The 23,851-nt window shown below is 60.0% G+C and carries 23 protein-coding genes and 1 pseudogene; 14 read left to right on the top strand and 10 right to left on the bottom strand.

Translation table 11 applies throughout. The annotated features are described in order from the left end of the window. Nucleotides 1–2: 2 nt before the first annotated feature. From HU727_RS07160 to HU727_RS07145, 4 genes are all read left to right on the top strand, one after another. The gene (locus tag HU727_RS07160; protein WP_186530144.1) at nt 3–1,067 is read left to right on the top strand and encodes an imelysin family protein; all 1,065 of its coding nucleotides are present in this window, start codon (nt 3–5) and stop codon (nt 1,065–1,067) included. A gap of 14 nt (nt 1,068–1,081) precedes the next feature. Continuing rightward, nucleotides 1,082–2,182 carry a DUF1513 domain-containing protein gene (locus tag HU727_RS07155; protein WP_186530146.1) on the top strand — a complete coding sequence of 367 codons (1,101 nt, stop codon included), beginning with the start codon at nt 1,082–1,084 and terminating at the stop codon, nt 2,180–2,182. 178 nt (nt 2,183–2,360) lie between these two features. Then, nucleotides 2,361–3,509 carry an efflux RND transporter periplasmic adaptor subunit gene (locus HU727_RS07150; RefSeq protein WP_186530147.1) on the top strand — a complete coding sequence of 383 codons (1,149 nt, stop codon included), beginning with the start codon at nt 2,361–2,363 and terminating at the stop codon, nt 3,507–3,509. Nucleotides 3,510–3,522: 13 nt separating this feature from the next. Continuing rightward, nucleotides 3,523–6,552: a multidrug efflux RND transporter permease subunit gene (locus HU727_RS07145; RefSeq protein ID WP_186530149.1), complete on the top strand. Its 3,030-nt coding sequence runs from the start codon at nt 3,523–3,525 to the stop codon at nt 6,550–6,552. A gap of 68 nt (nt 6,553–6,620) precedes the next feature. Here the strand turns inward: HU727_RS07145 and HU727_RS07140 are convergent, their stop codons facing one another. The 5 genes from HU727_RS07140 to colR all read right to left on the bottom strand — a co-directional run bounded on the left by HU727_RS07140 (nt 6,621) and on the right by colR (nt 10,347). Further along, the gene (locus HU727_RS07140; protein ID WP_186530151.1) at nt 6,621–6,848 is read right to left on the bottom strand and encodes a hypothetical protein; all 228 of its coding nucleotides are present in this window, start codon (nt 6,846–6,848) and stop codon (nt 6,621–6,623) included. A gap of 2 nt (nt 6,849–6,850) precedes the next feature. Continuing rightward, nucleotides 6,851–7,567 carry a lipopolysaccharide kinase InaA family protein gene (locus tag HU727_RS07135; RefSeq protein ID WP_186530153.1) on the bottom strand — a complete coding sequence of 239 codons (717 nt, stop codon included), beginning with the start codon at nt 7,565–7,567 and terminating at the stop codon, nt 6,851–6,853. Between the two features lie 3 nt (nt 7,568–7,570). Continuing rightward, complete coding sequence (locus tag HU727_RS07130) at nt 7,571–8,239, bottom strand: class I SAM-dependent methyltransferase (RefSeq protein WP_186530155.1); 669 nt, start codon at nt 8,237–8,239, stop codon at nt 7,571–7,573. A gap of 151 nt (nt 8,240–8,390) precedes the next feature. Further along, on the bottom strand, nt 8,391–9,674 hold the full coding sequence (locus HU727_RS07125) for a sensor histidine kinase (protein WP_186530157.1): 1,284 nt from the start codon (nt 9,672–9,674) through the stop codon (nt 8,391–8,393). Beyond that, a complete protein-coding gene (colR, locus tag HU727_RS07120; protein ID WP_041479855.1) occupies nt 9,664–10,347 on the bottom strand; it encodes a two-component system response regulator ColR in 684 nt (227 codons plus the stop codon). The genes HU727_RS07125 and colR overlap by 11 nt, the downstream gene beginning before the upstream one ends. Nucleotides 10,348–10,569: 222 nt before the next feature. Between colR and HU727_RS07115 the strand changes: the two genes are divergently transcribed. Further along, nucleotides 10,570–11,313: a phosphatase PAP2 family protein gene (locus tag HU727_RS07115; RefSeq protein WP_186530159.1), complete on the top strand. Its 744-nt coding sequence runs from the start codon at nt 10,570–10,572 to the stop codon at nt 11,311–11,313. Nucleotides 11,314–11,502: 189 nt separating this feature from the next. On the opposite strand, the gene groL is transcribed toward HU727_RS07115, so the two are convergent. The 4 genes from groL to HU727_RS07095 all read right to left on the bottom strand — a co-directional run bounded on the left by groL (nt 11,503) and on the right by HU727_RS07095 (nt 15,027). Beyond that, nucleotides 11,503–13,149, bottom strand: a complete 1,647-nt coding sequence (groL, locus tag HU727_RS07110; RefSeq protein ID WP_186530161.1) for a chaperonin GroEL — start codon at nt 13,147–13,149, stop codon at nt 11,503–11,505. Between the two features lie 50 nt (nt 13,150–13,199). Beyond that, nucleotides 13,200–13,493, bottom strand: coding sequence for a co-chaperone GroES (locus tag HU727_RS07105; protein ID WP_186530163.1), 294 nt, complete (start codon nt 13,491–13,493; stop codon nt 13,200–13,202). A 260-nt stretch (nt 13,494–13,753) separates the two neighbouring features. Then, entirely contained in the window at nt 13,754–14,230 is a 477-nt protein-coding gene (locus HU727_RS07100) for an FxsA family protein (protein ID WP_186530164.1), read from the bottom strand. 71 nt (nt 14,231–14,301) lie between these two features. Next, nucleotides 14,302–15,027 (bottom strand): HugZ family pyridoxamine 5'-phosphate oxidase, encoded by a 726-nt coding sequence (locus tag HU727_RS07095; RefSeq protein WP_186530166.1) that lies wholly within the window; start codon nt 15,025–15,027, stop codon nt 14,302–14,304. A 163-nt stretch (nt 15,028–15,190) separates the two neighbouring features. Between HU727_RS07095 and HU727_RS07090 the strand changes: the two genes are divergently transcribed. Together HU727_RS07090 and HU727_RS25955 are read left to right on the top strand one after the other, a co-directional pair. Beyond that, on the top strand, nt 15,191–15,949 hold the full coding sequence (locus tag HU727_RS07090) for an SDR family oxidoreductase (RefSeq protein WP_186530168.1): 759 nt from the start codon (nt 15,191–15,193) through the stop codon (nt 15,947–15,949). Continuing rightward, a pseudogene (locus tag HU727_RS25955) lies at nt 15,937–16,062 on the top strand (metal ABC transporter ATP-binding protein); the annotation flags it as partial. The gene HU727_RS07090 and the pseudogene HU727_RS25955, both read left to right, overlap by 13 nt. A 19-nt stretch (nt 16,063–16,081) precedes the next feature. Here HU727_RS25955 and apbC read toward each other — a convergent pair. Further along, nucleotides 16,082–17,176: an iron-sulfur cluster carrier protein ApbC gene (gene apbC, locus HU727_RS07085; protein WP_186530170.1), complete on the bottom strand. Its 1,095-nt coding sequence runs from the start codon at nt 17,174–17,176 to the stop codon at nt 16,082–16,084. Between the two features lie 152 nt (nt 17,177–17,328). Here apbC and metG point away from each other — a divergent pair, with 152 nt between their 5' ends. From metG to nth, 7 genes are all read left to right on the top strand, one after another. Beyond that, nucleotides 17,329–19,380, top strand: a complete 2,052-nt coding sequence (gene metG / locus HU727_RS07080) for a methionine--tRNA ligase (protein WP_186530172.1) — start codon at nt 17,329–17,331, stop codon at nt 19,378–19,380. A 114-nt stretch (nt 19,381–19,494) separates the two neighbouring features. Beyond that, the gene (locus tag HU727_RS07075; protein ID WP_186530174.1) at nt 19,495–20,064 is read left to right on the top strand and encodes an Rnf-Nqr domain containing protein; all 570 of its coding nucleotides are present in this window, start codon (nt 19,495–19,497) and stop codon (nt 20,062–20,064) included. After that, entirely contained in the window at nt 20,061–21,065 is a 1,005-nt protein-coding gene (rsxB, locus tag HU727_RS07070; protein ID WP_186530176.1) for an electron transport complex subunit RsxB, read from the top strand. Before HU727_RS07075 ends, rsxB begins: the two co-directional genes overlap by 4 nt. Continuing rightward, entirely contained in the window at nt 21,052–22,035 is a 984-nt protein-coding gene (locus HU727_RS07065; protein ID WP_186530178.1) for an RnfABCDGE type electron transport complex subunit D, read from the top strand. Before rsxB ends, HU727_RS07065 begins: the two co-directional genes overlap by 14 nt. Next, a complete protein-coding gene (locus HU727_RS07060) occupies nt 22,032–22,637 on the top strand; it encodes an RnfABCDGE type electron transport complex subunit G (protein ID WP_186530180.1) in 606 nt (201 codons plus the stop codon). The genes HU727_RS07065 and HU727_RS07060 overlap by 4 nt, the downstream gene beginning before the upstream one ends. Further along, nucleotides 22,634–23,215: an Rnf-Nqr domain containing protein gene (locus tag HU727_RS07055; protein ID WP_186530182.1), complete on the top strand. Its 582-nt coding sequence runs from the start codon at nt 22,634–22,636 to the stop codon at nt 23,213–23,215. Before HU727_RS07060 ends, HU727_RS07055 begins: the two co-directional genes overlap by 4 nt. Further along, the gene (gene nth, locus HU727_RS07050) at nt 23,212–23,850 is read left to right on the top strand and encodes an endonuclease III (RefSeq protein ID WP_186530184.1); all 639 of its coding nucleotides are present in this window, start codon (nt 23,212–23,214) and stop codon (nt 23,848–23,850) included. The genes HU727_RS07055 and nth overlap by 4 nt, the downstream gene beginning before the upstream one ends. Nucleotide 23,851: the final 1 nt, after the last annotated feature.

Raw genomic sequence — 23,851 nt, 5'->3', positions numbered from 1 at the left:
ACATGTTCCGTCCCAAGTTATTGTTCACCAGCCTTGCTGCGCTCGCCCTCGGCGCCTGCTCGCCGCAGGATCCGCAAGCGGTCACGTCGGCGGCCATCGCCAAATCGGTGATCCTGCCAACCTACACCCGCTGGGTCGAAGCCGACCGGCAACTGGCGGTCAGCGCCCTCGCCTACTGCCAGGGCAAGGAAACCCTGGAAACCGCCCGCGCCGATTTCCTTCACGCGCAGAAAGCCTGGGCCGAACTGCAACCGTTGCTGATCGGCCCGCTGGCCGAAGGCAACCGTTCGTGGCAGGTGCAGTTCTGGCCGGACAAGAAAAACCTGGTTGGCCGTCAAGTCGAGCAACTGGTTGTCGCGCAGCCACAGATCGATGCTGCCGCACTGGCCAAGTCCAGTGTTGTCGTGCAAGGCCTGTCGGCTTACGAGTACATCCTGTTCGACGCCCGGCCTGACGTCGCCAACGATGCGCAAAAAGCCAAGTATTGCCCATTGTTGATCGCCATCGGCGAACGCCAGAAGCAACTGGCCGAAGAGATCCTGCAGAGCTGGAACAACACTGACGGCATGCTCGCGCAAATGAGCAAGTTCCCTAACCAGCGCTACGCCGACTCCCGCGAAGCGATCGCCGATCTGCTGCGCGTGCAGGTCACCGCACTCGACACGCTGAAGAAAAAACTCGGCACGCCAATGGGTCGCCAGAGCAAGGGCGTACCGCAGCCATTCCAGGCGGATGCGTGGCGCAGCCAGTCCTCGTTGACGGCGCTGGAAGCGAGCCTTGCCGCTGCCAAAACCGTCTGGGAAGGCGTCGACAACAAGGGCCTGCGCGGTCTGCTGCCGGCCGAGCAAAAACCCCTGGCGGACAAGATCGATGCTGCGTACGCCGCTTCGCTGAAGCTGTTCGACAGCACCCAGCGTTCGCTCGGTGAGATGCTCGAGGACGACGCCGGTCGCCAGCAACTCAACGACATCTATGACAGCCTCAACGTCGTCCATCGCCTGCACGAAGGCGAACTGGCCAAGGCGCTGGGCATCCAACTGGGCTTCAATGCCAACGACGGTGACTGATGAGGGCGAGTGCCATGCTGCGACGTCAGGTTCTGACTTTAGGTAGTGCACTGCTGGGAGCAGTGACGCTGGGCGGCTGGACGCTGTTCAAACGCAAGGATCAGAGCCCGCTGCTGCTGTCGGCGCGCGACGATACCGACGGCCAGCACTACGCGGTCGGCTATCGGCTCGATGGCACGCGCGTGTTCGCCACACAGGTCGGTCAACGTTGCCACGACATCATCAACCACCCGACGCAGCCGCTGGCGCTGTTCGTCGCGCGGCGTCCGGGTACCGAGAGCTACCTGATCGATCTGCGCGACGGCACGTTGCTGCAGACCGTGACGTCGCAGCCGAACCGGCACTTCTACGGCCACGCCGTGGTGCACAAGGACGGCGAATACCTGTACGCCACCGAGAACGACACGACGGATCCGGGCCGTGGCCTGCTTGGCGTGTACAGGTTCGAAGGTGAACGGCTGGTACACAGCCGCGAAATTTCCACCCACGGCCTCGGCCCGCATCAGGTGTCGTGGATGCCCGACGGCGAGACGCTGGTGGTGGCCAACGGCGGGATCCGCACCGAGGCGGAAAGCCGCGTCGACATGAACCTCAACGCCATGGAGCCGAGTCTTGTCCTGATGCAGCGCGACGGCACGCTGTTGAGCAAGGAAACCCTCGCCCAGCAGATGAACAGCGTGCGCCACCTGGGCATTGCCAGCGACGGCACCATCGTCGCCGGCCAGCAATTCATGGGGCCTTCTCAAGAACGTTCGGAGCTGCTGGCGATCAAACGGCCGGGGCAACCGTTCATGCCGTTCCCGGTAGCGGATCACCAGTTGCAGGCGATGGGGCACTACACCGCCAGCGTCGCGGTGCACAGCGATTTGCGTCTGGTCGCACTGACGGCGCCGCGCGGCAACCGCTTCTTTATCTGGGACCTGGACAGCGGCCAAGTACGCCTCGATGCGCCATTGCCTGATTGCGCCGGCGTCGGCGCGGTGCAGGATGGATTTGTCGTGACGTCGGGTCAGGGGCGCTGCCGCTACTACGATTGCCGTCAGAAACAGCTGCTGGCCAAGCCGCTGGAATTGCCGGCGGGGCTCTGGGACAACCATCTTCATCTGATGGCTTGAGTCAATAACAAAAGATCGCAGCCTCCAGCAGCGCCTACAGAGGATTGCATTCCCATGTAGAAGCTGCCGAAGGCTGCGATCTCTTTGCCTCACTCTGTAATAACTGCCAGTTGGAATACCCCTTGTACTCGGAGTAATGTGCCCGCCTGTCTCATGATTTTTCCAAGGAACTGGACTTATGCTGCGTCGCCGCATGCTGATCATGTTGGGTGTTGTTTTGCTGATCGTCCTGGTGTTGGGCGGTTACAAGGCCTTTTCGGTCTACACGATGATCCAGGGCTTTTCCAAGCCCAAGCCGCCGATCAGCGTCGCGGTCGCCAATGCCACCGAACAGCCGTGGCAGATGCGCATGCCAACCGTCGGTACGCTCAAGGCACTGCAAGGCGTCGAGTTGAGTCTGGAAGTCGCCGGCACCGTGACCGAACTCAAATTCGAATCCGGACAGAAGGTCAAGGCCGGGCAGCCGCTGCTGCAACTCGACAGCGCCGTGGAAGCCGCCCTCCTTGAAACCGCCAAGGCTGATCTGGGCCTGGCGCAACTGGACTTCGGTCGTGGCAGCCAACTCGTCGACAGCCGCGCCATCTCCAAAGGCGAGTACGACCGCCTCTCCGCCGTACTTCAAAAGAACAAGGCCACGGTCAACCAGCTCAACGCCTCGCTGGCCAAAAAACGCATTCTCGCGCCCTTCAGCGGCACCATCGGCATTCGTCAGGTCGACGTCGGCGACTACCTCGCCAGCGGCACCAGGATCGCCACGCTGCAGGATCTGAGCAGCCTTTACGCCGACTTCTATGTGCCAGAACAATCGGTGCCGAAACTCGCCATCGGCCAGCCCGTACGCCTCACCGTCGCCGCCTGGCCCGGGCAAAACTTCGCCGGCAAGATCAGTGCGATCAACCCGATCGTCGAAAGCAGCACGCGCAATATCCTGGTTCGCGCCACCCTGGCCAACCCCGACGGCAAACTGCTGCCGGGCATGTTTGCCAGCCTTGAGGTGCTGTTGCCCGAGCCGCAGAAACACGTCGTGGTGCCGGAGAGCGCGATCACCTACACCCTGTACGGCAACTCGGTTTACGTGGTCGGGCAGAAGAAAGCCGAGGACGGCAGCGTCGAAAAAGACGACAAGGGCCAACCGGTGCTGGTCGCCGAACGGCGCTTCATCGAGACCGGTGAACGCCGCGATGGCCTGGTAATGATCAACAAGGGCGTGCAGAGCGGCGAACAAGTGGTAACGGCTGGCCAGATCAAACTGGACAACGGTGCCCACATCGCCATCAGCGACGACAAGACCCTCGGCGAGCAGAACAGTCCGCCTCGCGCCGACTGATCAAGGAATCCTCATGGCCTTTACCGATCCGTTCATCCGCCGCCCGGTGCTCGCCACCGTGGTCAGCCTGCTGATTGTGCTGCTGGGTTTCCAGGCGTGGAGCAAGCTGCCGCTGCGTCAGTACCCGCAAATGGAAAACGCCCTGATCACAGTGACTACGGCGTACCCCGGCGCCAACGCCGAAACCATTCAGGGCTACATCACCCAGCCGATGCAACAAAGCCTGGCGAGCGCCGAAGGCATCGACTACATGACCTCGGTCAGCCGGCAGAACTTCTCGACGATATCGATCTACGCGCGCATCGGCGCCAACACCGACCGCTTGTTCACCGAGCTGCTGGCCAAGGCCAACGAGGTGAAGAACAAGCTGCCGCAGGACGCCGAGGACCCGGTGCTGAGCAAGGAGTCAGCTGATGCCTCGGCTTTGATGTACATCAGTTTCTTCAGCAAGGAGTTGGGCAACCCGCAGATCACCGACTACCTGTCACGGGTCATCCAGCCAAAACTGGCAACGCTGCCCGGCATGGCCGAAGCCGAGATTCTCGGCAATCAGGTATTCGCCATGCGCCTGTGGCTCGACCCGGTGAAACTCGCCGGTTTCGGTCTCAGTGCCGCTGACGTGACCAACGCGGTGCGCCAGTACAACTTTCTCTCCGCAGCCGGCGAAGTGAAAGGCGAGTACACGGTCACCAGTATCAATGCCAACACTGAACTGAAATCCGCCGAGGCTTTCGCCGCGATTCCGCTCAAGGTCGATGGCGACAGCCGCGTGCTGCTGCGTGATGTCGCGCGGGTCGAAATGGGCGCGGAAAACTACGACTCGATCAGTTCGTTCGGCGGTACGCCGTCGGTCTACATCGGCATCAAGGCAACACCGGGGGCCAACCCGCTGGACGTGATCAAGGAAGTGCGCAAGCTGATGCCCGAGCTGGAAGCGCAATTGCCGCCCAACCTGAAAAGCGAAATCGCCTACGACGCCACGCTGTTCATCCAGGCGTCTATCGACGAAGTGGTGAAAACCCTGTTCGAAGCGGTGCTGATCGTGATCGTCGTGGTGTTTCTGTTCCTCGGCGCGTTGCGCTCGGTGGTGATCCCGGTGGTGACCATTCCGTTGTCGATGATCGGCGTGATGTTCTTCATGCAGATGATGGGTTATTCGATGAACCTGCTGACGCTGCTGGCGATGGTGCTGGCCATCGGTCTGGTGGTGGACGATGCGATCGTCGTGGTTGAAAACATCCATCGGCATATCGAGGAAGGCAAAACGCCTTTTGACGCGGCGATCGAAGGCGCCCGCGAAATCGCCATGCCGGTGGTGTCGATGACCATCACCCTGGCGGCGGTGTACGCGCCGATCGGTTTTCTCACCGGCCTGACGGGGGCGCTGTTCAAGGAATTTGCCCTGACCCTGGCCGGCGCGGTGGTGATTTCCGGCATCGTCGCCCTGACGCTGTCGCCGATGATGTGCGCTTTTCTGTTACGCCATGAAGAGAATCCCAGCGGACTGGCGCACCGCCTCGATCGTATCTTCGACAGGCTCAAGCGCCGATACCAAAGCATGTTGCACGGCACACTGAACACCCGGCCAGTGGTACTGGTGTTTGCGTTGATTGTGCTGTGCCTGATTCCAGTGTTCCTCAAGTTCACCAAGTCGGAACTGGCGCCGGACGAAGACCAGGGCATCATTTTCATGATGGCCAGCGCACCGCAGCCGACCAACCTCGACTACCTGAGCACCTACACCGACGAATTCATCACCATCTTCAAAGAATTTCCGGAGTACTACTCTTCGTTCCAGATCAATGGTTACAACGGCGTGCAGGCCGGTATCGGCGGTTTCCTGCTCAAACCGTGGAACGAGCGCAGCCGCACGCAAATGGAAATCCTCCCCGAGGTGCAGAGCAAACTGGAGAACATTCCCGGCTTGCAGATCTTCGGTTTCAACCTGCCCTCTCTGCCCGGCACGGGTGAAGGGTTGCCCTTCGAATTCGTGGTCAACACTTCCAACGACTACGAACTGCTGCTGCAGGTCGCCGAGCGGATCGAGAAGCGCGCCATGGAGTCGGGCAAGTTCGCTTTCGTCGATCTCGATCTGGCGTTCGACAAACCGGAAGTCGTCGTCGACATCGACCGCGACAAAGCCGCGCAAATGGGCGTGTCGATGCTCGACCTCGGCGGCACGCTGGCGACGTTGCTTGGCGAGGCGGAGATCAACCGCTTCACTATCGATGGGCGCAGCTACAAGGTCATTGCACAGGTTGAACGGGCCTATCGCGACAACCCGGACTGGCTGAACAACTACTACGTGAAAAATACTCAGGGCGAGTTGCTGCCGCTGTCGACCTTGATCAAGGTCAGCGACCGCGCGCGACCACGCCAACTCAATCAGTTCCAGCAACTCAACGCGGCGAAGATTTCAGGCTTCCCGCTGGTGAGCATGGGCGAAGCGATCGATACCGTCCTGCAGATTGCCCGAGAGGAAGCACCGGCCGGGTTTGCCTTCGATTACGGCGGTGCCTCCCGGCAATACGTGCAGGAAGGCAGCGCGTTGTGGGTGACGTTTGCCCTGGCCCTGGCGATCATCTTTCTGGTGCTGGCCGCGCAGTTCGAGAGTTTCCGCGATCCACTGGTGATCCTGGTGACGGTGCCGCTGTCGATCTGCGGGGCGCTGATTCCGCTGTTCCTGGGCTGGTCGAGCATGAACATTTACACCCAGGTTGGTCTGGTGACGCTGATCGGTCTGATCAGTAAACACGGCATCCTGATCGTCGAGTTCGCCAACCAGTTGCGCAAGGACAAAGGCCTGAGTGCGCGAGGAGCTGTGGAAGAAGCAGCGGCGATTCGCTTGCGGCCAGTGCTGATGACCACGGCAGCGATGGTCTTTGGCATGGTGCCGTTGATTCTGGCGACCGGTGCGGGCGCGGTCAGTCGATTCGATATCGGGATGGTGATTGCGACGGGGATGTCGATCGGGACGCTGTTTACGCTGTTTGTCTTGCCGTGCGTCTACACCTTCCTGGCGAAACCGGATCCCAAGCCCTGACAGGGGGATCTGTAATTAAAAAAAAAGGCCTCGCATCTGCGAGGCCTTTCATGTGGGCTTCAATCGTTTCAACTGGCTGGCCTCATCCCTTGAGAAAGTCCGAACATGAACAGCAGCAAATCATGATCGGGCTGGGTCGCCACGGAGGCTTTCGCCACCCGTGGAACCGTGCAGTAAGCGTCTGTCCCGGACGCTCCTATAACCTGCATGCGGGGCTGCTCCCAGGCAGCCACCGCCAGTGAAGCAACTGCCAAGGCCCCGACCAGGAACACACCTCGTGCAATTTCGAGTTTCATCGCTATAAACCTTTGATAGCGCTGCCAAACGCCGTCTCATAAAAATAGACGAGTTTTTTCCAGTCGGCATCGCGGAACGACGAATGGCGCCGCAATTGCTTCATGTCGTGTTGCGCGGCGCCATAGGCGGTAAGGCGCTGGCGACATTTCTCCAGATCGATCAGCGCCACTTCAACCTGAGCCGCTTCGCCTTCACCGGTCACTCGTACGAAAACGTGCTTGATGTAGATGCAGCTGTGCTGCCAGCGGCCCTTGTGCATGCGCGCCAGGTTCTCGGCCAGATCCTTGAGAACTCGCTCGTAAACCACGTCGCCACATTGATCGCGACCACCCGCGGCCGCCAGCCAGTGTTCCAGTTCCTGGAAACCGTCCAGAGACTTGGTGACCAACAAAGCACGCCACTTGTGCTGCGGATCGGGCTGGGCACCACAGAAAACGATCTGCGGGACGCGTACGCCGAGCTTGCTCACGCCGGTCAACGCATCGAGTTCACGCAGTACAGTCGGGCGACCGAACGGGTGCAACCAGCTGCGATAGATGTGCCCTGTCTGACGCTTGGCGTACAACAGCTGGCCGTCACGGCCGACTATGCGCTGCACCCCACTTTCGCCACCGCGCCGCACGTTGGGTTCTTCAACCCATTCGCCACGCTGGGCCCAGTAATAATCGAAACCATCTTGTGGAGCGACATCCGCTTCAACCGCTGCTTGCACTGCCATCCTCTACCTCTTGCGTAATACGTAAACCCGCCACATCGCATAGAGCGGTATAAAGTCCAGTTGTTCCTGAATGCGGAAACCCGCCTGTTCAAATTCTTTCTCGATCGTTGCCGCCGGAATCAGAAAGCGATTCTGGTAATCACGATTCGGCCGATCCAGTTCCGCGCGCTTGCGCTTCCAGGCCTTGAAATTCCCATCGACCCACAATGAAACGATCACGCTGTCCCGGGTGACCCGCTCGAATTCGCGAAGAATCACCAGACGGTGCTCGGACTCACCGATGTGGTGAAGCAGGCGCATGCAAAAAATGCTGTCGACCGCGTTATCCGGCAAGGCAATGTCAAACGCCGAGGTGTGCAACGGTTGCACGCGTTTCACCACATCGGCCGGTTGCCCTTCCAGCGCCGTCTTGATCATTGATTCGGAATTGTCCGCGCCGATGATCACCCGGTTGGGCTTTTCGGCCAGCATCGGCCAGAAGCGTCCGGCGCCACAGGGCAAATCGAGTACAAGACCAGGATCACCCGCCAGCGCCAGGGCTTTGCGACCCAATTGCTCATCGCGCAAGTGAGACAGGCGACGCCCAAGGCTTTCCTTGTGCTTGCGCAGGTATCGCTGTGCGTGTTGGTCGTCGTACTTTTCGGAAAAATCGAGCTTGATCGGGTCGGCCATCATCTGGACTCCTGAGGTCTGATGACGCCACCTTAAGCAGCGGCGTGTCAGCGACAGGTCATCCAATTGTGAAAAATTTGTCAGGGGAACCAGCAAAGTATTACAACGTTATACAGGATTTAGACAGGTAGGCGGGAGTAGGCTTGAGCGGCTATTTGCGTTCATTAACGCCAAGATCTACCTCGAATCGGCAGCCATTGGGTTCCATCGTGCTCAAGCTGACGGTCCAGCCCTGGTTTTCGCAAATCCGTTGCACCAGTGATAATCCGAGGCCCAGGCCTTCGCCGCGTTTCTCGCTGCCGCGCACAAAGGGTTCGAACATCGCCTCGCGCTTTTCCTCGGGGATGCCCACACCCGAATCCTCAACGATAAAACCGTTGGCGGTGAGCGTCAGACGAATGAAACCTTGCTCGGTGTAATGCAGTGCGTTGCGCAGCAAGTTGCCCATGACCGCATTCAGCAGTGTCGCGTTATAGCGAGTGTCAGGCGGGGTGCCCGGTTCGAACAACAGCGTCAGCCCCTTGCGTTCGATCGGCTCGCGCCACAGGCACAGCAAGCTTTCCGCTACTTGGGTGAGATTTTGCTGCGGCGCCGCCCCGGCTTCTTCGTTCTGCGCGCGCGCCAGCGTCAGGAAAGTCTGCACCAGCTCGCGCATTTCTTCACTGGCCCGGGCAATGCGCTCGACCTGAGCGCGACCGCGCTGATCGATACCCGGGTTTTCCAGCAGCAGCTCGCAGGAACTGGCCAGGACCATCAGCGGCGTGCGCAATTCATGGCTGACGTCGCTGGTGAACAGCCGTTCGCGGGTCAGTGCCTGACGCAAGCGCCCCAGCGTGGCATCGAACGCCACCGCCAGCTCACCCACTTCATCCGCCGCGTAATCCGGCGCCAGCGGCGGCGCCAGCCCGAGCAACTGGTCGCGATGACGGACCTGACGGGCCAGCCGCACCACCGGTGCCATCACCTTGCGCGCGAGCACCCAACCAAGGAACACCGCCAGCGCCAGACTGAGCACAAAGCCCACCAGCACGACGGCAAACAATACGCGCTCACGCTCTTCGAAATCGCTTTGGTCCTGCAGCAATACATACCGCCGGCCATCAACCACTTCGACCATGGCGTGATAGGACAGCTGCTCACGAAACACTTCATGAAAGCCCGCGTCGAGATGGCGCAGGTCTTTGGGCAGCTCGAAATCCCCCGGCCCGCCGCTGAAATAGAACAACTGATCAGGCTCGGGCCGATGGCTCCAGTCGGTGACATTGTCCATCAGCAACAACCGCTGAAGGTCTCCGCCCAGCCCCGCCGAAATCAGTTTTTCCTCCACCAGGTGCACAGTCGCCACAATGCCCATGGCGAAGGCGCCTGCCACCAGAGCGCTCATCAGCGCAAACGCAATGATGATCCGCTGGGAAAGACTCTGCTTAAACTCCATCACGCCCCTCGGCCAAGCGATAACCGACACCGTGCACGGTGTGCAACAGTGGCTTGGCGAACGGTTTGTCGATCACCTGACGCAGTTGGTGAACATGGCTGCGCAGGCTGTCGCTGTCCGGGCAGTCATCGCCCCACAGCGCTTCTTCAAGAATCTCGCGCCGCAAGACATGTGGGCTCTTCTGCATCAGCACCGCGAGCAGCTTGAGGCCGACCGGGTTGAGCTTGAGCAGCTTGCCTTCGCGGGTCACTTCCAGGGTGTCGAGGTCGTAACTCAAATCCCCCACCTGCAATGCGCGGCGGCCGCCACCCTGAGCGCGGCGCATGACCGCTTCGACGCGGGCGGCCAGTTCGGACAAGGCGAACGGTTTGATCAGGTAATCATCGGCGCCGGATTTGAAACCCTGCAAACGGTCGTCCAGTTGATCGCGCGCCGTGAGCATGATCACTGGCGTGTCACGCCGGGCATCTTCGCGCAGGCGTTTGCACAAGGTGTAGCCGTCGATGCCGGGCAGCATGATGTCGAGCACGATCAGGTCGTAATGCTCGGTGGCCGCCAGGTGCAGGCCCGACAGACCATCCTGGGCGCAATCGACGGTATAGCCTTTGAGGCCCAGGTAGTCGGCCAGATTGGCCAGGATGTCGCGGTTGTCTTCGACCAGCAGAATTCGCATGGGCACCTCCTCCGAACGGGGTAACGGCCGTCTTGGCCCGCGCAGCTTACGGCCAAGTGTGGCTCAGGGCTAGGCATGTGTCGGGTTGTTTTTTGATAAACCCGTGCTTAGCCCTGCTCGACGTTTTTTTCACTTTCGGTTAACAAATCGCCGACGCCAGCGCGCGCAGAATCCGCGCAACTGCGCTCTTCTCTCCCTCTTCATCGACCAAGGAATCTGCCCATGGTGTCGACCTCTGCCCTTCCCGCTTCGAGACCACTGAACTGGTGGCTGTGTCTGGGCATTCCTGTAGCGGCGGCGATCATTCTGGTGTTGCTCGAACTGACCGATCTGGACATGGATCTGGCGCAAATGTTCTACGACCCGGTCGCGGGCGACTTCATCGGTCGTCACAGCTACTTTCTTGAAGACATCTTGCATGACCGGGCGAAACAGGTGGTCATCGCCTTCTCGGTGTTTGCCATTGCCGGCTTCATCGGCGCGTTTTTCCTCGACCGACTGAAACCGTTCAAGCGCGAGCTGGGTTGTCTGGTGTTGTCGCTGGGACTGGCCACTTCGTTTGTCACCCCGGTAAAAGCCGTGACCGCCGTGCAATGCCCCTGGAGTCTGGAGCAATTCGGCGGTCATGAAACCTACAGCAAACTGATGGAGCATCGCCCGGCCACTGACAAGCCGGGGCGATGCTGGCCGGGCGGTCATGCGGCAACGGGGTTTACGCTGTTTGCGCTGTTCTTCGTGCTGCGTGACCGCCGTCCGCGGCTGGCGCGACAGGCATTTGTCTTTGCCTTTGCGCTGGGCTCGGTGTTCTCGATCAGCCGCATGATGCAGGGCGCGCACTTCTTTTCGCACAATGTATGGACGGCGATCTTCTGCTGGCTGATCTGCCTGGGGGCTTATTACTGGGTGTTGTATCGCCCGGCGAGCAAGGCTGCGACGGTAATGAATCCACACCCGATCAATGCCTGAAATAAAGAACCTGTGGGAGCGAGCCTGCTCGCGAATTGCCGGGTCAACTGGCTTATATGTCGGATGAAAAACCGCTTTCGCGAGCAGGCTCGCTCCCACATGGGATATCAGTGAGCTTCGGAATCTGGGCAATAAAAAACCCCGCCGGCTTTCGCCAGCGGGGTTTTTCGTTACAGGGGTAAGGCTGGCTTACATCATGCCGCCCATGCCACCCATGCCGCCCATGTCTGGCATACCGCCGCCAGCCGAGCCTTCTTTCTTCGGTGCATCAGCGATCGCCGCTTCGGTGGTCAGGATCAGACCGCCGATGGAGGATGCTGCCTGCAGCGCCGAACGAGTCACCTTGGTTGGGTCCAGGATGCCCAGTTCGATCATGTCGCCGTATTCGCCGGAAGCAGCGTTGTAACCGTAGTTACCTTTGCCGTTCTTCACTTCGTTGACGACAACACTTGGCTCGTCACCGGAGTTGGCAGCGATCTGACGCAGCGGCGCTTCAACAGCGCGACGCAGCACAGCGATACCCACGTTCTGGTCAGCGTTGTCGCCGGTCAGACCGGTCAAGGCTTCCAGAGCACGGATCAGCGCAACGCCACCGCCAGGTACCACGCCTTCTTCGACGGCTGCACGGGTTGCGTGCAGGGCGTCTTCAACGCGGGCCTTCTTCTCTTTCATTTCAACTTCGGAACCAGCACCCACCTTGATCACTGCAACGCCGCCGGACAGCTTGGCCAGACGCTCTTGCAGTTTTTCACGGTCGTAGTCCGAGGACGTTTCGGCAACCTGGGCGCGGATCTGAGCGATACGGCCTTCGATGTCTGCCTGCACGCCAGCACCGTCGACGATGATGGTGTTTTCCTTGGAGATGGTCACGCGCTTGGCGCTACCCAGGTTTTCCAGGGTGGCGCTTTCCAGGCTCAGGCCGATCTCTTCGGAGATCACGGTACCGCCGGTCAGAACGGCGATGTCCTGCAGCATGGCCTTGCGACGGTCGCCGAAGCCTGGCGCCTTGACGGCCGCGACTTTGACGATGCCACGCATGTTGTTCACAACCAGGGTCGCCAGGGCTTCGCCTTCAACGTCTTCGGAAACGATCAGCAGCGGACGGCCGGCTTTGGCAACGGCTTCCAGTACTGGCAGCATTTCGCGGATGTTGGAGATTTTCTTGTCGACCAGCAGGATCAGCGGGCTGTCCAGCTCGGCAACCATGGTGTCCGGCTTGTTGACGAAGTACGGGGACAGGTAGCCACGGTCGAACTGCATGCCTTCTACAACCGACAGTTCGTTTTCCAGGCCCGAGCCTTCTTCAACGGTGATCACGCCTTCTTTACCGACTTTTTCCATGGCTTCGGCAATGATGTCGCCGATGGAGCTGTCGGAGTTGGCGGAGATGGTGCCTACCTGAGCGATAGCCTTGGTGTCAGCGCATGGCTTGGACAGTTTTTTCAGCTCGGCAACGATGGCGATGGTTGCCTTGTCGATGCCGCGCTTCAGATCCATCGGGTTCATGCCGGCAGCGACGGCCTTGTAGCCCTCGTTGACGATTGCCTGAGCCAGAACGGTAGCGGTGGTGGTGCCGTCGCCTGCGTCATCGTTGGCACGGGAGGCAACGTCTTTGACCAGCTGCGCGCCCATGTTCTCGAAACGGTCTTCCAGTTCGATTTCTTTGGCTACGGAAACGCCATCCTTGGTGATGGTCGGAGCGCCGAAGCTTTTCTCGATGATCACGTTACGGCCTTTCGGGCCCAGGGTCGCTTTTACCGCGTCAGCCAGAACGTTGACGCCTTTGAGCATCTTGGAGCGGGCGGAATCGCCGAATTTAACTTCTTTAGCAGCCATGATCGATATTCCTTAAATACTTTGTAGTAACGGGAAAATGAACGGGGAAATCAGTCTTCCAGAACGGCGAGAATTTCGTTCTCGCTCATTACCAGCAGGTCTTCGCCGTCGACTTTCACAGTGTTGCTGCCGGAGTAAGGGCCGAAAACAACCTTGTCACCCACTTTCACGGCCAGCGCACGTACTTCACCGTTTTCCAGAACCTTGCCTGGACCAGCAGCCAGAATCACACCGTGGTTGGCTTTTTCAGCAGCCGAACCTGGCAGGACGATACCGCCAGCGGTTTTCTTTTCTTCTTCGCTGCGACGAATAACGACGCGGTCATGCAGAGGACGAAGCTTCATTGTCGATCTCTCCTAATTGTGGTTTTCATCGGCCGGTGTAGTCCCGGCGGGTTTAACAAATCCGGCCTGCGCCGGTTGCGGTTCGACGAGCGATCCGCGGAAGTCTGTCCGACTCGAATGCCGGAAACCTTTCGGTGACCGATACATAGGGGCGCACAAGGTTATTTCAAGAGCGGGACGAAAAAATTTTCGCGAATCAACTGCGCAAAAGAACCCCATAAACGAGCACGGCACCCAGAGGTGCCGTGTCGATTCACACATTATTTGTTGTCGCGGTGCTCGAACTCGCCTTCGATCACATTCGGCTCACGCCCCAGCGGCTCTCGCGGTGCGGGGCCGCCACGAGGCTGCAGATCATCGGCGAAGGCGCGCTGGCGCATGGCCTGATCTTCGGCGCGCTGGCGCATTTTGTTCGCCAGCAGACGACGGGTGAACGGCAGCAACATCACCAGGCCGACCACGTCGCTGATGAAGCCTGGCAGGATCAACAGACCACCGGCCAATGCCAGCATCAGGCCTTCAAGCATGGTTTGCGCGGGCAGCTCGCCGCGATTCAGGCTTTCACGAGCACGTAATGCGGTGGCCAGGCCGGCGATGCGCAGCACGAACACGCCGAACATCGAGCCGACAATGATCAGCAGCAGGGCCGGGAAGAACCCGATGGCCCCTGCCACTTTGACGAATACGAACAGCTCCAGCACCGGAAACAGCAGAAAGAGCAACAGAAAAGGGCGCATCAAAGTTTCCTCAACGCAAGAAATGCCTTGCAGTAAGCCTTAGATGACGTCGCCCTTGCGTGAATTCAAGCTTAACGCTGCGGATTTTTTTCCCAGGATTGGGCGTGAGCCAGAGAAACCAAGGCCTCGCGCACTTGTGTCGGCGTATTACATGGCGCTGGAAACGGCAGCCAGTACACCGCCTGACCGATGCGCAGGTGCAGGCCTTCGCTGTCGATTCCAGCGAGTATTGCCGGCACGGTTTCGGGCAGGCCGGTCAGTTTGACGTAGTGGGCAATCGCCTTGGCATGGTCGCTGTTCATGTGTTCGACCATGCTGATTTCAGCCTTGCCGGCAAATGGGTTGGCCAGGGTCAGGTCTTCGATCCAGTGAATCGCGCCGAAACCGCCGATGTAGCGGTGACGCACCGGGTTGAGCACCCAGAAATCGAAATCGTGGGCCTTGTGATAGTTCTGCGAGTCAGGGAAATAGCGGTAATAACGCTCAGCCGCAGCCTCGATGGCGGCAGGATCTTCGAGCTTCTGTGCTTCGGCCAGATAAGTCAGACGCCCGACGGCCTGCACATCGTCCGCCTCGCGCTCGCCCACCAGCATTGAACATTTCGGATCTTTTTGCAGGTTGTGGGTGTGCTGGGCGATACGGCTGATCAGGATCAGCGGCCGGCCCTGCTGGTCCAGGCAATACGGCACAACGGAGCCGAAGGGGAAACCCGGCATCGATTTGGAATGAGTCGAGAGCACTCCACGGTATTCCTTGAGAAGCAATTCTCGGGCATTCTTCGCCACTTCAGCGCTCAATTTATGACTCCTTAAACGGATTGCGTCTAAAAAACGGACAGGCGCGTGATTAAACGTAATCATCGCACCATCGGGCAATGCTCGCGCGCAGCCGGTCTCGACCAGCCCCGTTCGAGCGTTGCGCACAACAAAAACAATTCAGACCTGCCAGCGGGACATGCGAATGCAACTCAACGACAAAGTAATCATTATCACCGGCGGTTGCCAGGGTTTGGGCTGTTCCATGGCCGAGTACCTGGCCGGTAAAGGCGCGAAACTGGCCCTGGTCGATCTGAATCAGGAAAAGCTCGACGACGCGGTGGCCGCGTGCAAAGCCAAGGGTGTCGAGGCGCGCAGCTACCTGTGCAACGTCGCCAATGAAGAACAGGTCGAGCACATGGTTGCGCAAGTCGCCGAAGACTTCGGCGCGATCCATGGCCTGATCAACAACGCCGGGATCCTGCGCGATGGCTTGCTGGTGAAGGTCAAGGATGGCGAGATGACCAAGATGAGCCTGGCCCAATGGCAAGCGGTCATCGACGTCAACCTGACCGGCGTATTTCTCTGCACCCGTGAAGTGGCAGCGAAAATGATCGAGCTGAAAACCAGCGGCGCGATCATCAACATTTCCTCGATCTCCCGCGCGGGCAATGTCGGCCAGACCAACTATTCAGCGGCCAAGGCCGGCGTTGCGGCGGCGACCGTGACCTGGGCGAAGGAACTGGCGCGTTACGGCATTCGCGTGGCGGGCATCGCCCCGGGCTTCATCGAAACGGAGATGACGTTGGGCATGAAGCCGGAAGCGTTGGAGAAGATGACGTCGGGGATCCCACTCAAGCGCATGGGCAAGCCGGAAGAGATCGCCCATTCGGCGGCTTATATCTTCGAGAACGACTATTACACCGGGCGGATTCTGGAGATGGATGGCGGATTGCGCATTTAAGTCCCTTTACACAAGCCAATGTGGGAGCGAGCCTGCTCGCGAAGGCGTCGTATCAGGCAACTGATGAGTTGAATGACACACCGCTTTCGCGAGCAGGCTCGCTCCCACAGGTTTTTCAGCGCTGCCGATGGCTCAATCGTCGCTGATGGTGATATTCGGCATTGCCGGCGTCGCCGCTTCCTGCAACACAATGCGCGCGCCCACGTGGCGGGCCAGTTCCTGATAGACCATGGCAATCTGGCTGTCCGGCTCGGCGATCACGGTTGGCTTGCCACCATCGGCCTGTTCGCGGATCAACATCGACAGCGGCAGCGAGGCCAACAATTCGACGCCGTACTGGGTGGCCAGTTTTTCGCCGCCGCCCTCACCGAACAGATGCTCGGCATGCCCACAGTTCGAGCAGATATGTACCGCCATGTTTTCCACCACGCCCAGCACCGGAATGTTGACCTTGCGGAACATTTCCACGCCTTTGCGCGCGTCGAGCAAGGCCAGGTCCTGCGGCGTAGTGACGATCACCGCGCCCGCGACCGGTACTTTCTGCGCCAGGGTCAGTTGGATGTCGCCCGTGCCCGGCGGCATGTCGATCACCAGGTAATCCAGATCGCCCCACGCGGTTTGCGTGACCAGTTGCAGCAATGCTCCGGAAACCATCGGCCCGCGCCAGACCATCGGCGTATTGTCGTCGGTCAGGAAGGCCATCGACATCACTTCCACGCCGTGAGCCTTGAGCGGTACGAACCACTTCTGATCCTTGATCTCGGGACGGGTGCCTTCGGCAATGCCGAACATGATGCCCTGACTCGGGCCATAGATATCGGCGTCGAGAATGCCTACCTTCGCCCCTTCGCGGGCCAGCGCCAGCGCCAGGTTGGCAGCGGTGGTGGACTTGCCCACGCCGCCCTTGCCCGAGGCCACCGCGACCACGTTCTTGACGTTGGCCAGGCCCGGAATCTGCGCCTGGGCCTTGTGCGCGGCGATGACGCTCGTGACCTCGACCCGTGCAATCACCACGCCTTCGATGTTTTCGATGGCCAGTTGCAGCAGTTGCGCCCAGCCACTCTTGAACAGGCCAGCGGCGTAGCCGATCTCCAGCTGCACATTGACGCGGTCACCGACGATCTCGATGTTTTTCACGCAACCGGCGCTGACCGGGTCCTGGTTCAGGTAAGGGTCGGTGTATTGGCTGAGGACGGCTTCCACCGCTGCGCGAGTGACGGCGCTCATGGGCAACTCCGATAACAAGACTGGAAAAGATGGCGGCTATCCTACCCCTTCTGTCCTGCGGACGGCACGCCCGGCAACCATTTGCAGGGGTGAAATATCTTTCCCGGCGCTTTATAGTGGCCGACCTCCGTTTCATCAAGTAGCGAAGCCCCATGTCCGAGCCACGCAAGATCCTCGTCACCAGCGCCCTGCCCTACGCCAACGGTTCGATTCACCTTGGCCATATGCTGGAATACATCCAGACCGATATGTGGGTGCGCTTCCAGAAGCATCGCGGCAATCAATGCATTTATGTCTGCGCCGACGACGCCCACGGTTCGGCGATCATGCTGCGCGCGGAAAAGGAAGGCATCACCCCGGAACAACTGATCGCCAACGTGCAGGCTGAACACAGCGCCGACTTTGCCGATTTCCTGGTCGATTTCGACAACTTCCATTCCACTCACGCCGAAGAAAACCGTGAGCTGTCGAGCCAGATCTACCTCAAACTGCGTGACGCCGGGCACATCGCCCAGCGCTCGATCACCCAGTATTTCGACCCCGAAAAGAAAATGTTCCTGGCCGACCGCTTCATCAAGGGCACCTGCCCGAAGTGCGGCACCGAGGACCAGTACGGCGACAACTGCGAAAAGTGCGGCGCGACTTACGCCCCCACCGACCTGAAAGATCCGAAGTCGGCGATTTCCGGCGCCACCCCGGTGCTCAAGGATTCCCAGCACTTCTTCTTCAAGCTGCCGGACTTCCAGGACATGCTGCAGGCCTGGACCCGCAGCGGCACCCTGCAAGACGCCGTCGCCAACAAGCTCTCCGAATGGCTGGATGCCGGCCTGCAGCAGTGGGACATTTCCCGCGATGCGCCGTATTTCGGTTTTGAGATTCCGGGCGAGCCGGGCAAGTATTTCTACGTGTGGCTGGACGCGCCGATCGGCTACATGGCCAGCTTCAAGAACCTCTGCGACCGCACGCCTTCGCTTGATTTCGACGCGTTCTGGGGCAAGGACTCCACCGCCGAGCTGTATCATTTCATCGGCAAGGACATCGTCAACTTCCACGCCCTGTTCTGGCCAGCGATGCTTGAAGGCGCCGGGTTCCGCAAACCGACCGGGATCAACGTGCACGGCTACCTGACCGTCAACGGCCAGAAAATGTCCAAGTCCCGCGGGACCTTCATCAAGGCGCGCACGTATCTGGATCACCTGTCGCCGGAATACCTGCGCTACTACTACGCGGCCAAACTGGGCCGTGGCGTTGATGACCTCGACCTGAACCTCGAAGACTTCGTGCAGAAGGTCAATTCCGACCTGGTCGGCAAAGTGGTGAACATCGCCAGCCGTTGCGCCGGTTTTATCCACAAGGGCAACGCCGGCCTGCTGGTCGACAACAATGCCGCGCCAGAGCTGACCGAGGCCTTCCTCGCTGCCGCGCCAAGCATTGCAGACGCTTATGAAGCGCGCGATTTCGCCCGCGCCATGCGTGAAACCATGGCCCTGGCCGATCGCGCGAACGCCTGGATCGCCGACAAGGCCCCGTGGTCGCTGAACAAGCAGGAAGGCAAGCAGGATGAAGTCCAGGCGATCTGCGCCACCGGCATCAACCTGTTCCGCCAGTTGGTGATTTTCCTCAAACCGGTGCTGCCGCTGCTGGCCGCCGATGCCGAGGCGTTCCTCAATGTCGCCCCGCTGACCTGGATCGACCACACCACCCTGCTGGCCAATCATCAGTTGAACGAGTTCAAGCCGTTGATGACCCGCATCGACCCGGTAAAAGTGCAAGCCATGAGCGACGCCTCGAAAGAAGACCTGACCGCCAGCCAGACCGACACCGGTGCAGCCGCCCCGGCCGGCAATGGCGAATTGGCCAAGGACCCGCTGTCGCCGGAAATCGACTTCGACGCGTTCGCCGCCATCGACCTGCGCGTTGCCTTGATCGTCAAGGCGGAACACGTTGAAGGTGCGGACAAATTGCTGCGCCTGACGCTGGATATCGGCGACGAGCAACGCAACGTGTTCTCCGGCATCAAGAGCGCTTATCCGGATCCGTCGAAGCTCGACGGTCGCCTGACGATGATGATTGCCAACCTCAAGCCACGGAAAATGAAGTTCGGTATTTCCGAAGGCATGGTGATGGCTGCAGGCCCCGGCGGTGAAGAAATCTACCTGCTGAGCCCGGACAGCGGCGCCAAGCCCGGTCAGCGCATCAAGTAAGACCTTGCAGTCAATCGATCCCACCGGCGTGCCCCGCATGCCGGTGGGATTTTTCATATCTGGCCGGATAATGCCTAACCTTAAGAAATACCCGCCCGGTTCGTTGGCAGAAAAATGACCGGACTTGCGCTTACGCTCATCAGTGCTGCACTGCTCAACAACTTCGTGTTGCACTGGCCGCTGGGCGTCGATCCGCTGCTGGCGGGCAGCCGTCGCCAGGTGCATGCGCTGGGATTGGCGACGTTGTGCCTGATGGTGATTGTCGGCGTCATCGGTCACGCGATCTGGCAATGGCTGCTGGTACCCCTGCAGCTTGAAGCCCTGCGCCTGTTCGTGTTTCTGCCGCTGAGTGTGTTGTTGATCGCACCGTTGTTGAAGCTGTTGGAGCGCTGGCTGCCGACGTTGCCGTTTGACGGGTTATGGCCGCTGTTGCTCGGCAACGCCGGGGTGCTCGGGCTGGCATTGATCAATGCGCAAAATGACCAAGGCCTTTTGCACGCGACAGCATTGAGCCTCGGTGCCGGGCTGGGTTTCTGGCTGGTGCTGAGTGTGTTCTGCGATCTGCGTGAGCGAGCGGCAGGCGAAACCATTCCCCTGCCGTTTCGCGGCCTGCCGATCGATTTGATCAGCGCCGGACTGATCGCAGTCATTTTTCTCGGATTCAGCGGATTGATCAAAACATGAGTCTGATTCAACGCATCGATGCCCTGCTGCCGCAGACCCAATGCGGCAAGTGCGGCCATCCCGGATGCAAGCCGTACGCCGAAGGCATCGCTGAAGGCGAGCCCATCAACAAGTGCCCACCGGGCGGCGAAGAAACCATCGCAGCCCTGGCCGATCTGTTGAAAATACCGGTGCTGGAGCTGGACGTCAGCCGAGGCCCGGCACCGCCGCAAGTCGCCTTCATCCGCGAGGCCGAATGCATCGGGTGCACCAAGTGCATACAGGCCTGCCCGGTTGACGCGATCGTCGGCGCGGCAAAACTGATGCACACCGTACTGATCGACGAATGCACCGGCTGTGACCTGTGTGTCGCGCCGTGCCCGGTCGATTGCATCGACATGCATCCCTTGCCTTTGGCGACGATTCCAGTGACAGGCGGTCTTGCCTTCAGCCTGGATGAACACCGCGCCCGCGCCGCCAAACGTGACCACGCTCGCCAGCGCTTTGAGCGACGCAACCAGCGCTTGCTGCGCGAAGAGCAGCAAAAGCAGGCAGAGCGAGAGGCCCGAGCCCAGCGTTCGGCACTGACGCAAGTCTCGACGGCCGACCCGGTGCAGGCCGCGCTCGAGCGCGTGCGTGCGCAGAAAGCCGCGAATGCCGATGCTGCACTGAAAAAAGCCAAAGTTGATGTGGCGATGAGCCGTGCGCAATTGCACAAATCGCTCAAAGCTTTCGGCCATCCGCCAACGTTTGAACAGCAGTCGCAACTGATCGCCCTGCAGCAACAATTCGAAGCCGCCGAGCAAGCGCTGGCAGCCCTGGAAAGCAGCCAGCCGGCAATTTCCGTCGCCCCGGCCCCGACCAACGACGCGAAACTCAAGCGGGCCAAGATTCAGTTGGCCATGCGCCGCGCCGAGCTGAAAAAAGCCCAGACCGCCGACGCTGCAACGGAGCAGATCGCAGCGCTGGAGCACGCGGTGATTGAAGCCGAACGTCTGGTTAAAGACCATGCAACCCCCTGACGCAACGGAAGATCGCCTGCAACAGGCAATGAAGACCGTGCTGCTCGCGGTCTTGCCGGGGCTGCTCGCGCTGTTCTGGCTGTATGGCTGGGGGGTATTGCTCAATCTGATCCTGGCGGTTGTCAGTGCATTGTTCGTTGAGGCGGGGGTCGCCTGTTTACGCCAGCAAACCGTAGGGCCCGCAGTGCGCGATGGCAGTGCGCTGGTCAGTGCGACATTGCTGGCAGCTGCCCTCCCGGCCTACTGCCCTTGGTGGCTGACGGTCATCGCGACTGCTTCAGGCTTGTTGTTCGGCAAGCACCTGTATGGCGGCGTCGGGAAGAATCCATTCAACCCGGCCATGCTCGGTTTTGCCTTGAGCATCGTGCTGTTCCCGCAATCGATGACGCAGTGGCCCGGCCATGGCCTGGACTTCGCTTCGACGTTGCTGCAGGTATTCAGCCCGGCACAAGCGCCCGATGCGTGGGTTCAAGCCACGGCGCTGGACAGCTTGCGAATCAATAAAAGCCTGACCATGGATGAACTGTTCGCCAGCCATTCGGCGTTCGGCCGTTTCGGAGCGCGCGGCATGGAATGGGTAAATCTGGCGTTTCTGCTCGGCGGACTGTTCTTGCTGCAGCGGCGAGTCTTTGGCTGGCAGGCGCCGACAGGCATGCTTGCCAGCCTGTTCGTCATCAGTTTGCTGTGCTGGAACGGCTCGGGCTCGGATTCCCACGGATCTCCGCTGTTTCATCTGCTGAGCGGCGCAACCATGCTCGGGGCCTTTTTCATCGTGACCGAACCGGTCTCCGGCGCCAAAAGCGCTCTCGCCCGCCTGCTCTTCGGCGTGGGTGTCGGCCTGCTGACTTACGTTATTCGTACGTGGGGCGGCTATCCTGATGGCGTCGCGTTTGCGGTGTTGCTGATGAACCTTCTGGTCCCGGCGCTGGAGCGCTTTGCCGCCGCCCGACAATCCCCGGTGAGCTCATGAACCGCTCGGCGAATGTCCTGATAGTCGGGCTTCTGGCACTCGGCGGCACCAGCGTGACGTACTGGGTGAATCGCAGCAATGCACCGCAGATTGCCGCCGAGCACAGCTCGCTCGACAGCCGCAAACTGCTCGATGTGATCGCTGCCGACCGCTACGATAATCAGCCGCTGGAATCCCGCCTGGTACTCGCAGACACTTCATTGCGCCATAGCACGCTGTTGGGCGGCTACCGTGCGACCCGCTCCGGGCAAACGGTCGCCGTGCTGTTGCGCAGTCAATCCGAAGGCTACACGGGCAAGCTGGAACTGCTGATCGCCATCGATGCCAGCGGCAAACTGTTGGGCGTAAAATCCCTTGAGCAGCGCGAAACGCCGGGGCTGGGCGGTGCCATCGGTGAATGGCCGAATGCCTGGCTTGAGGTCTTCACCGGCAAATCCCGCAGCGAACCGACGGACGCCGGCTGGGCGCTGAAAAAGGATCAAGGGCAATTTGACCAGATAGCCGGTGCAACCATCACCTCCCGCGCTGCCATCAATGCGATTCATGACGCGTTGCGTTACTTCGATGAGCATCGTGCGGCGCTGCTGGAGAATGAAAGATGAAGCGCCCGGCGACTTTGACCCACTCTTTGATGCTGGTACCGCTGCTGGGCACCACAGCTACCTTGAGTGCTGCGCTGGGGATGATTCTGATGCTTGGCGTGGTGACCGGCGCTTTCGCCGTCTGCATGGCGCCGCTGCGCAAACGCCTTAAAGGCGCAAGCACATTACTGACCTGTCTGCTGCTCGCCGCTACGTTGACCAGTTGTGCTGACACTCTGGCGCAGCGCTGGTTTCTGCCATGGCATCAGGCGTCAGCAATCTATACGGGTCTGATCGCCTTGCAATGCATCGTGCTTGAATACACTGGCTTCTTCAGCCGGCCTGCGGCCAGTCGAGTCAAAGACTGCGTGGTGTACGGCGGGTTAATGGTCTCGCTCGGCGGGCTGCGTGAAATCTTCGGTCATGGCACGCTTGGTCGTGGGTTGTCGGCGCACTGGCAAGGCCTTGTTATATTTCCCGAGGGGCTGCATCTGCTCACGCTGGTCCCCGGCGCCTTTGTTTTGTTGGGCTTGCTCCTCGCCGCTCGTCAGGCGTGGACGCGCCGGAACTCTGTTATCAAGGAAACGCATCATTCATGAACGCCGCAAAACGTCTTGAGATTTTTCGCCGACTGCATGAAGACAATCCCGAGCCGAAGACCGAACTGGCTTATTCATCACCTTTCGAGCTGCTGATTGCGGTGATTCTTTCAGCGCAGTCCACCGACGTGGGCGTCAACAAAGCCACCGCTAAACTGTTCCCCGTTGCCAACACACCTGCGGCTATTTATGCGCTGGGCGTCGAGGGACTGTCCGAATACATCAAGACCATCGGCCTCTACAACAGCAAGGCGAAGAACGTCATCGAAACCTGCCGTCTGCTGGTCGAGCGTCATGGCGGCGAGGTCCCGCAAACCCGTGAGGCGCTGGAGGCCTTGCCCGGCGTCGGGCGCAAGACTGCAAATGTGGTGCTGAACACAGCATTCCGTCAGCTGACCATGGCGGTCGATACGCACATTTTCCGCGTCAGTAATCGCACCGGCATCGCGCCAGGTAAAAATGTGGTGGAAGTTGAAATGAAGCTGATGAAGTTTGTACCGAAAGAATTCCTGCTCGACTCGCACCACTGGCTGATTCTGCACGGCCGCTATGTATGTATTGCGCGCAAACCGCGCTGCGGCAGCTGCCGCATCGAGGACCTGTGCGAGTACAAACACAAAACTTCCGACGATTGAT

Origin of the sequence: Pseudomonas khorasanensis, assembly GCF_014268505.2 — a bacterium.
Taxonomy (GTDB): Bacteria; Pseudomonadota; Gammaproteobacteria; order Pseudomonadales; family Pseudomonadaceae; genus Aquipseudomonas; species Aquipseudomonas khorasanensis.
This window is presented reverse-complemented; position numbering and strand designations above follow the sequence as displayed.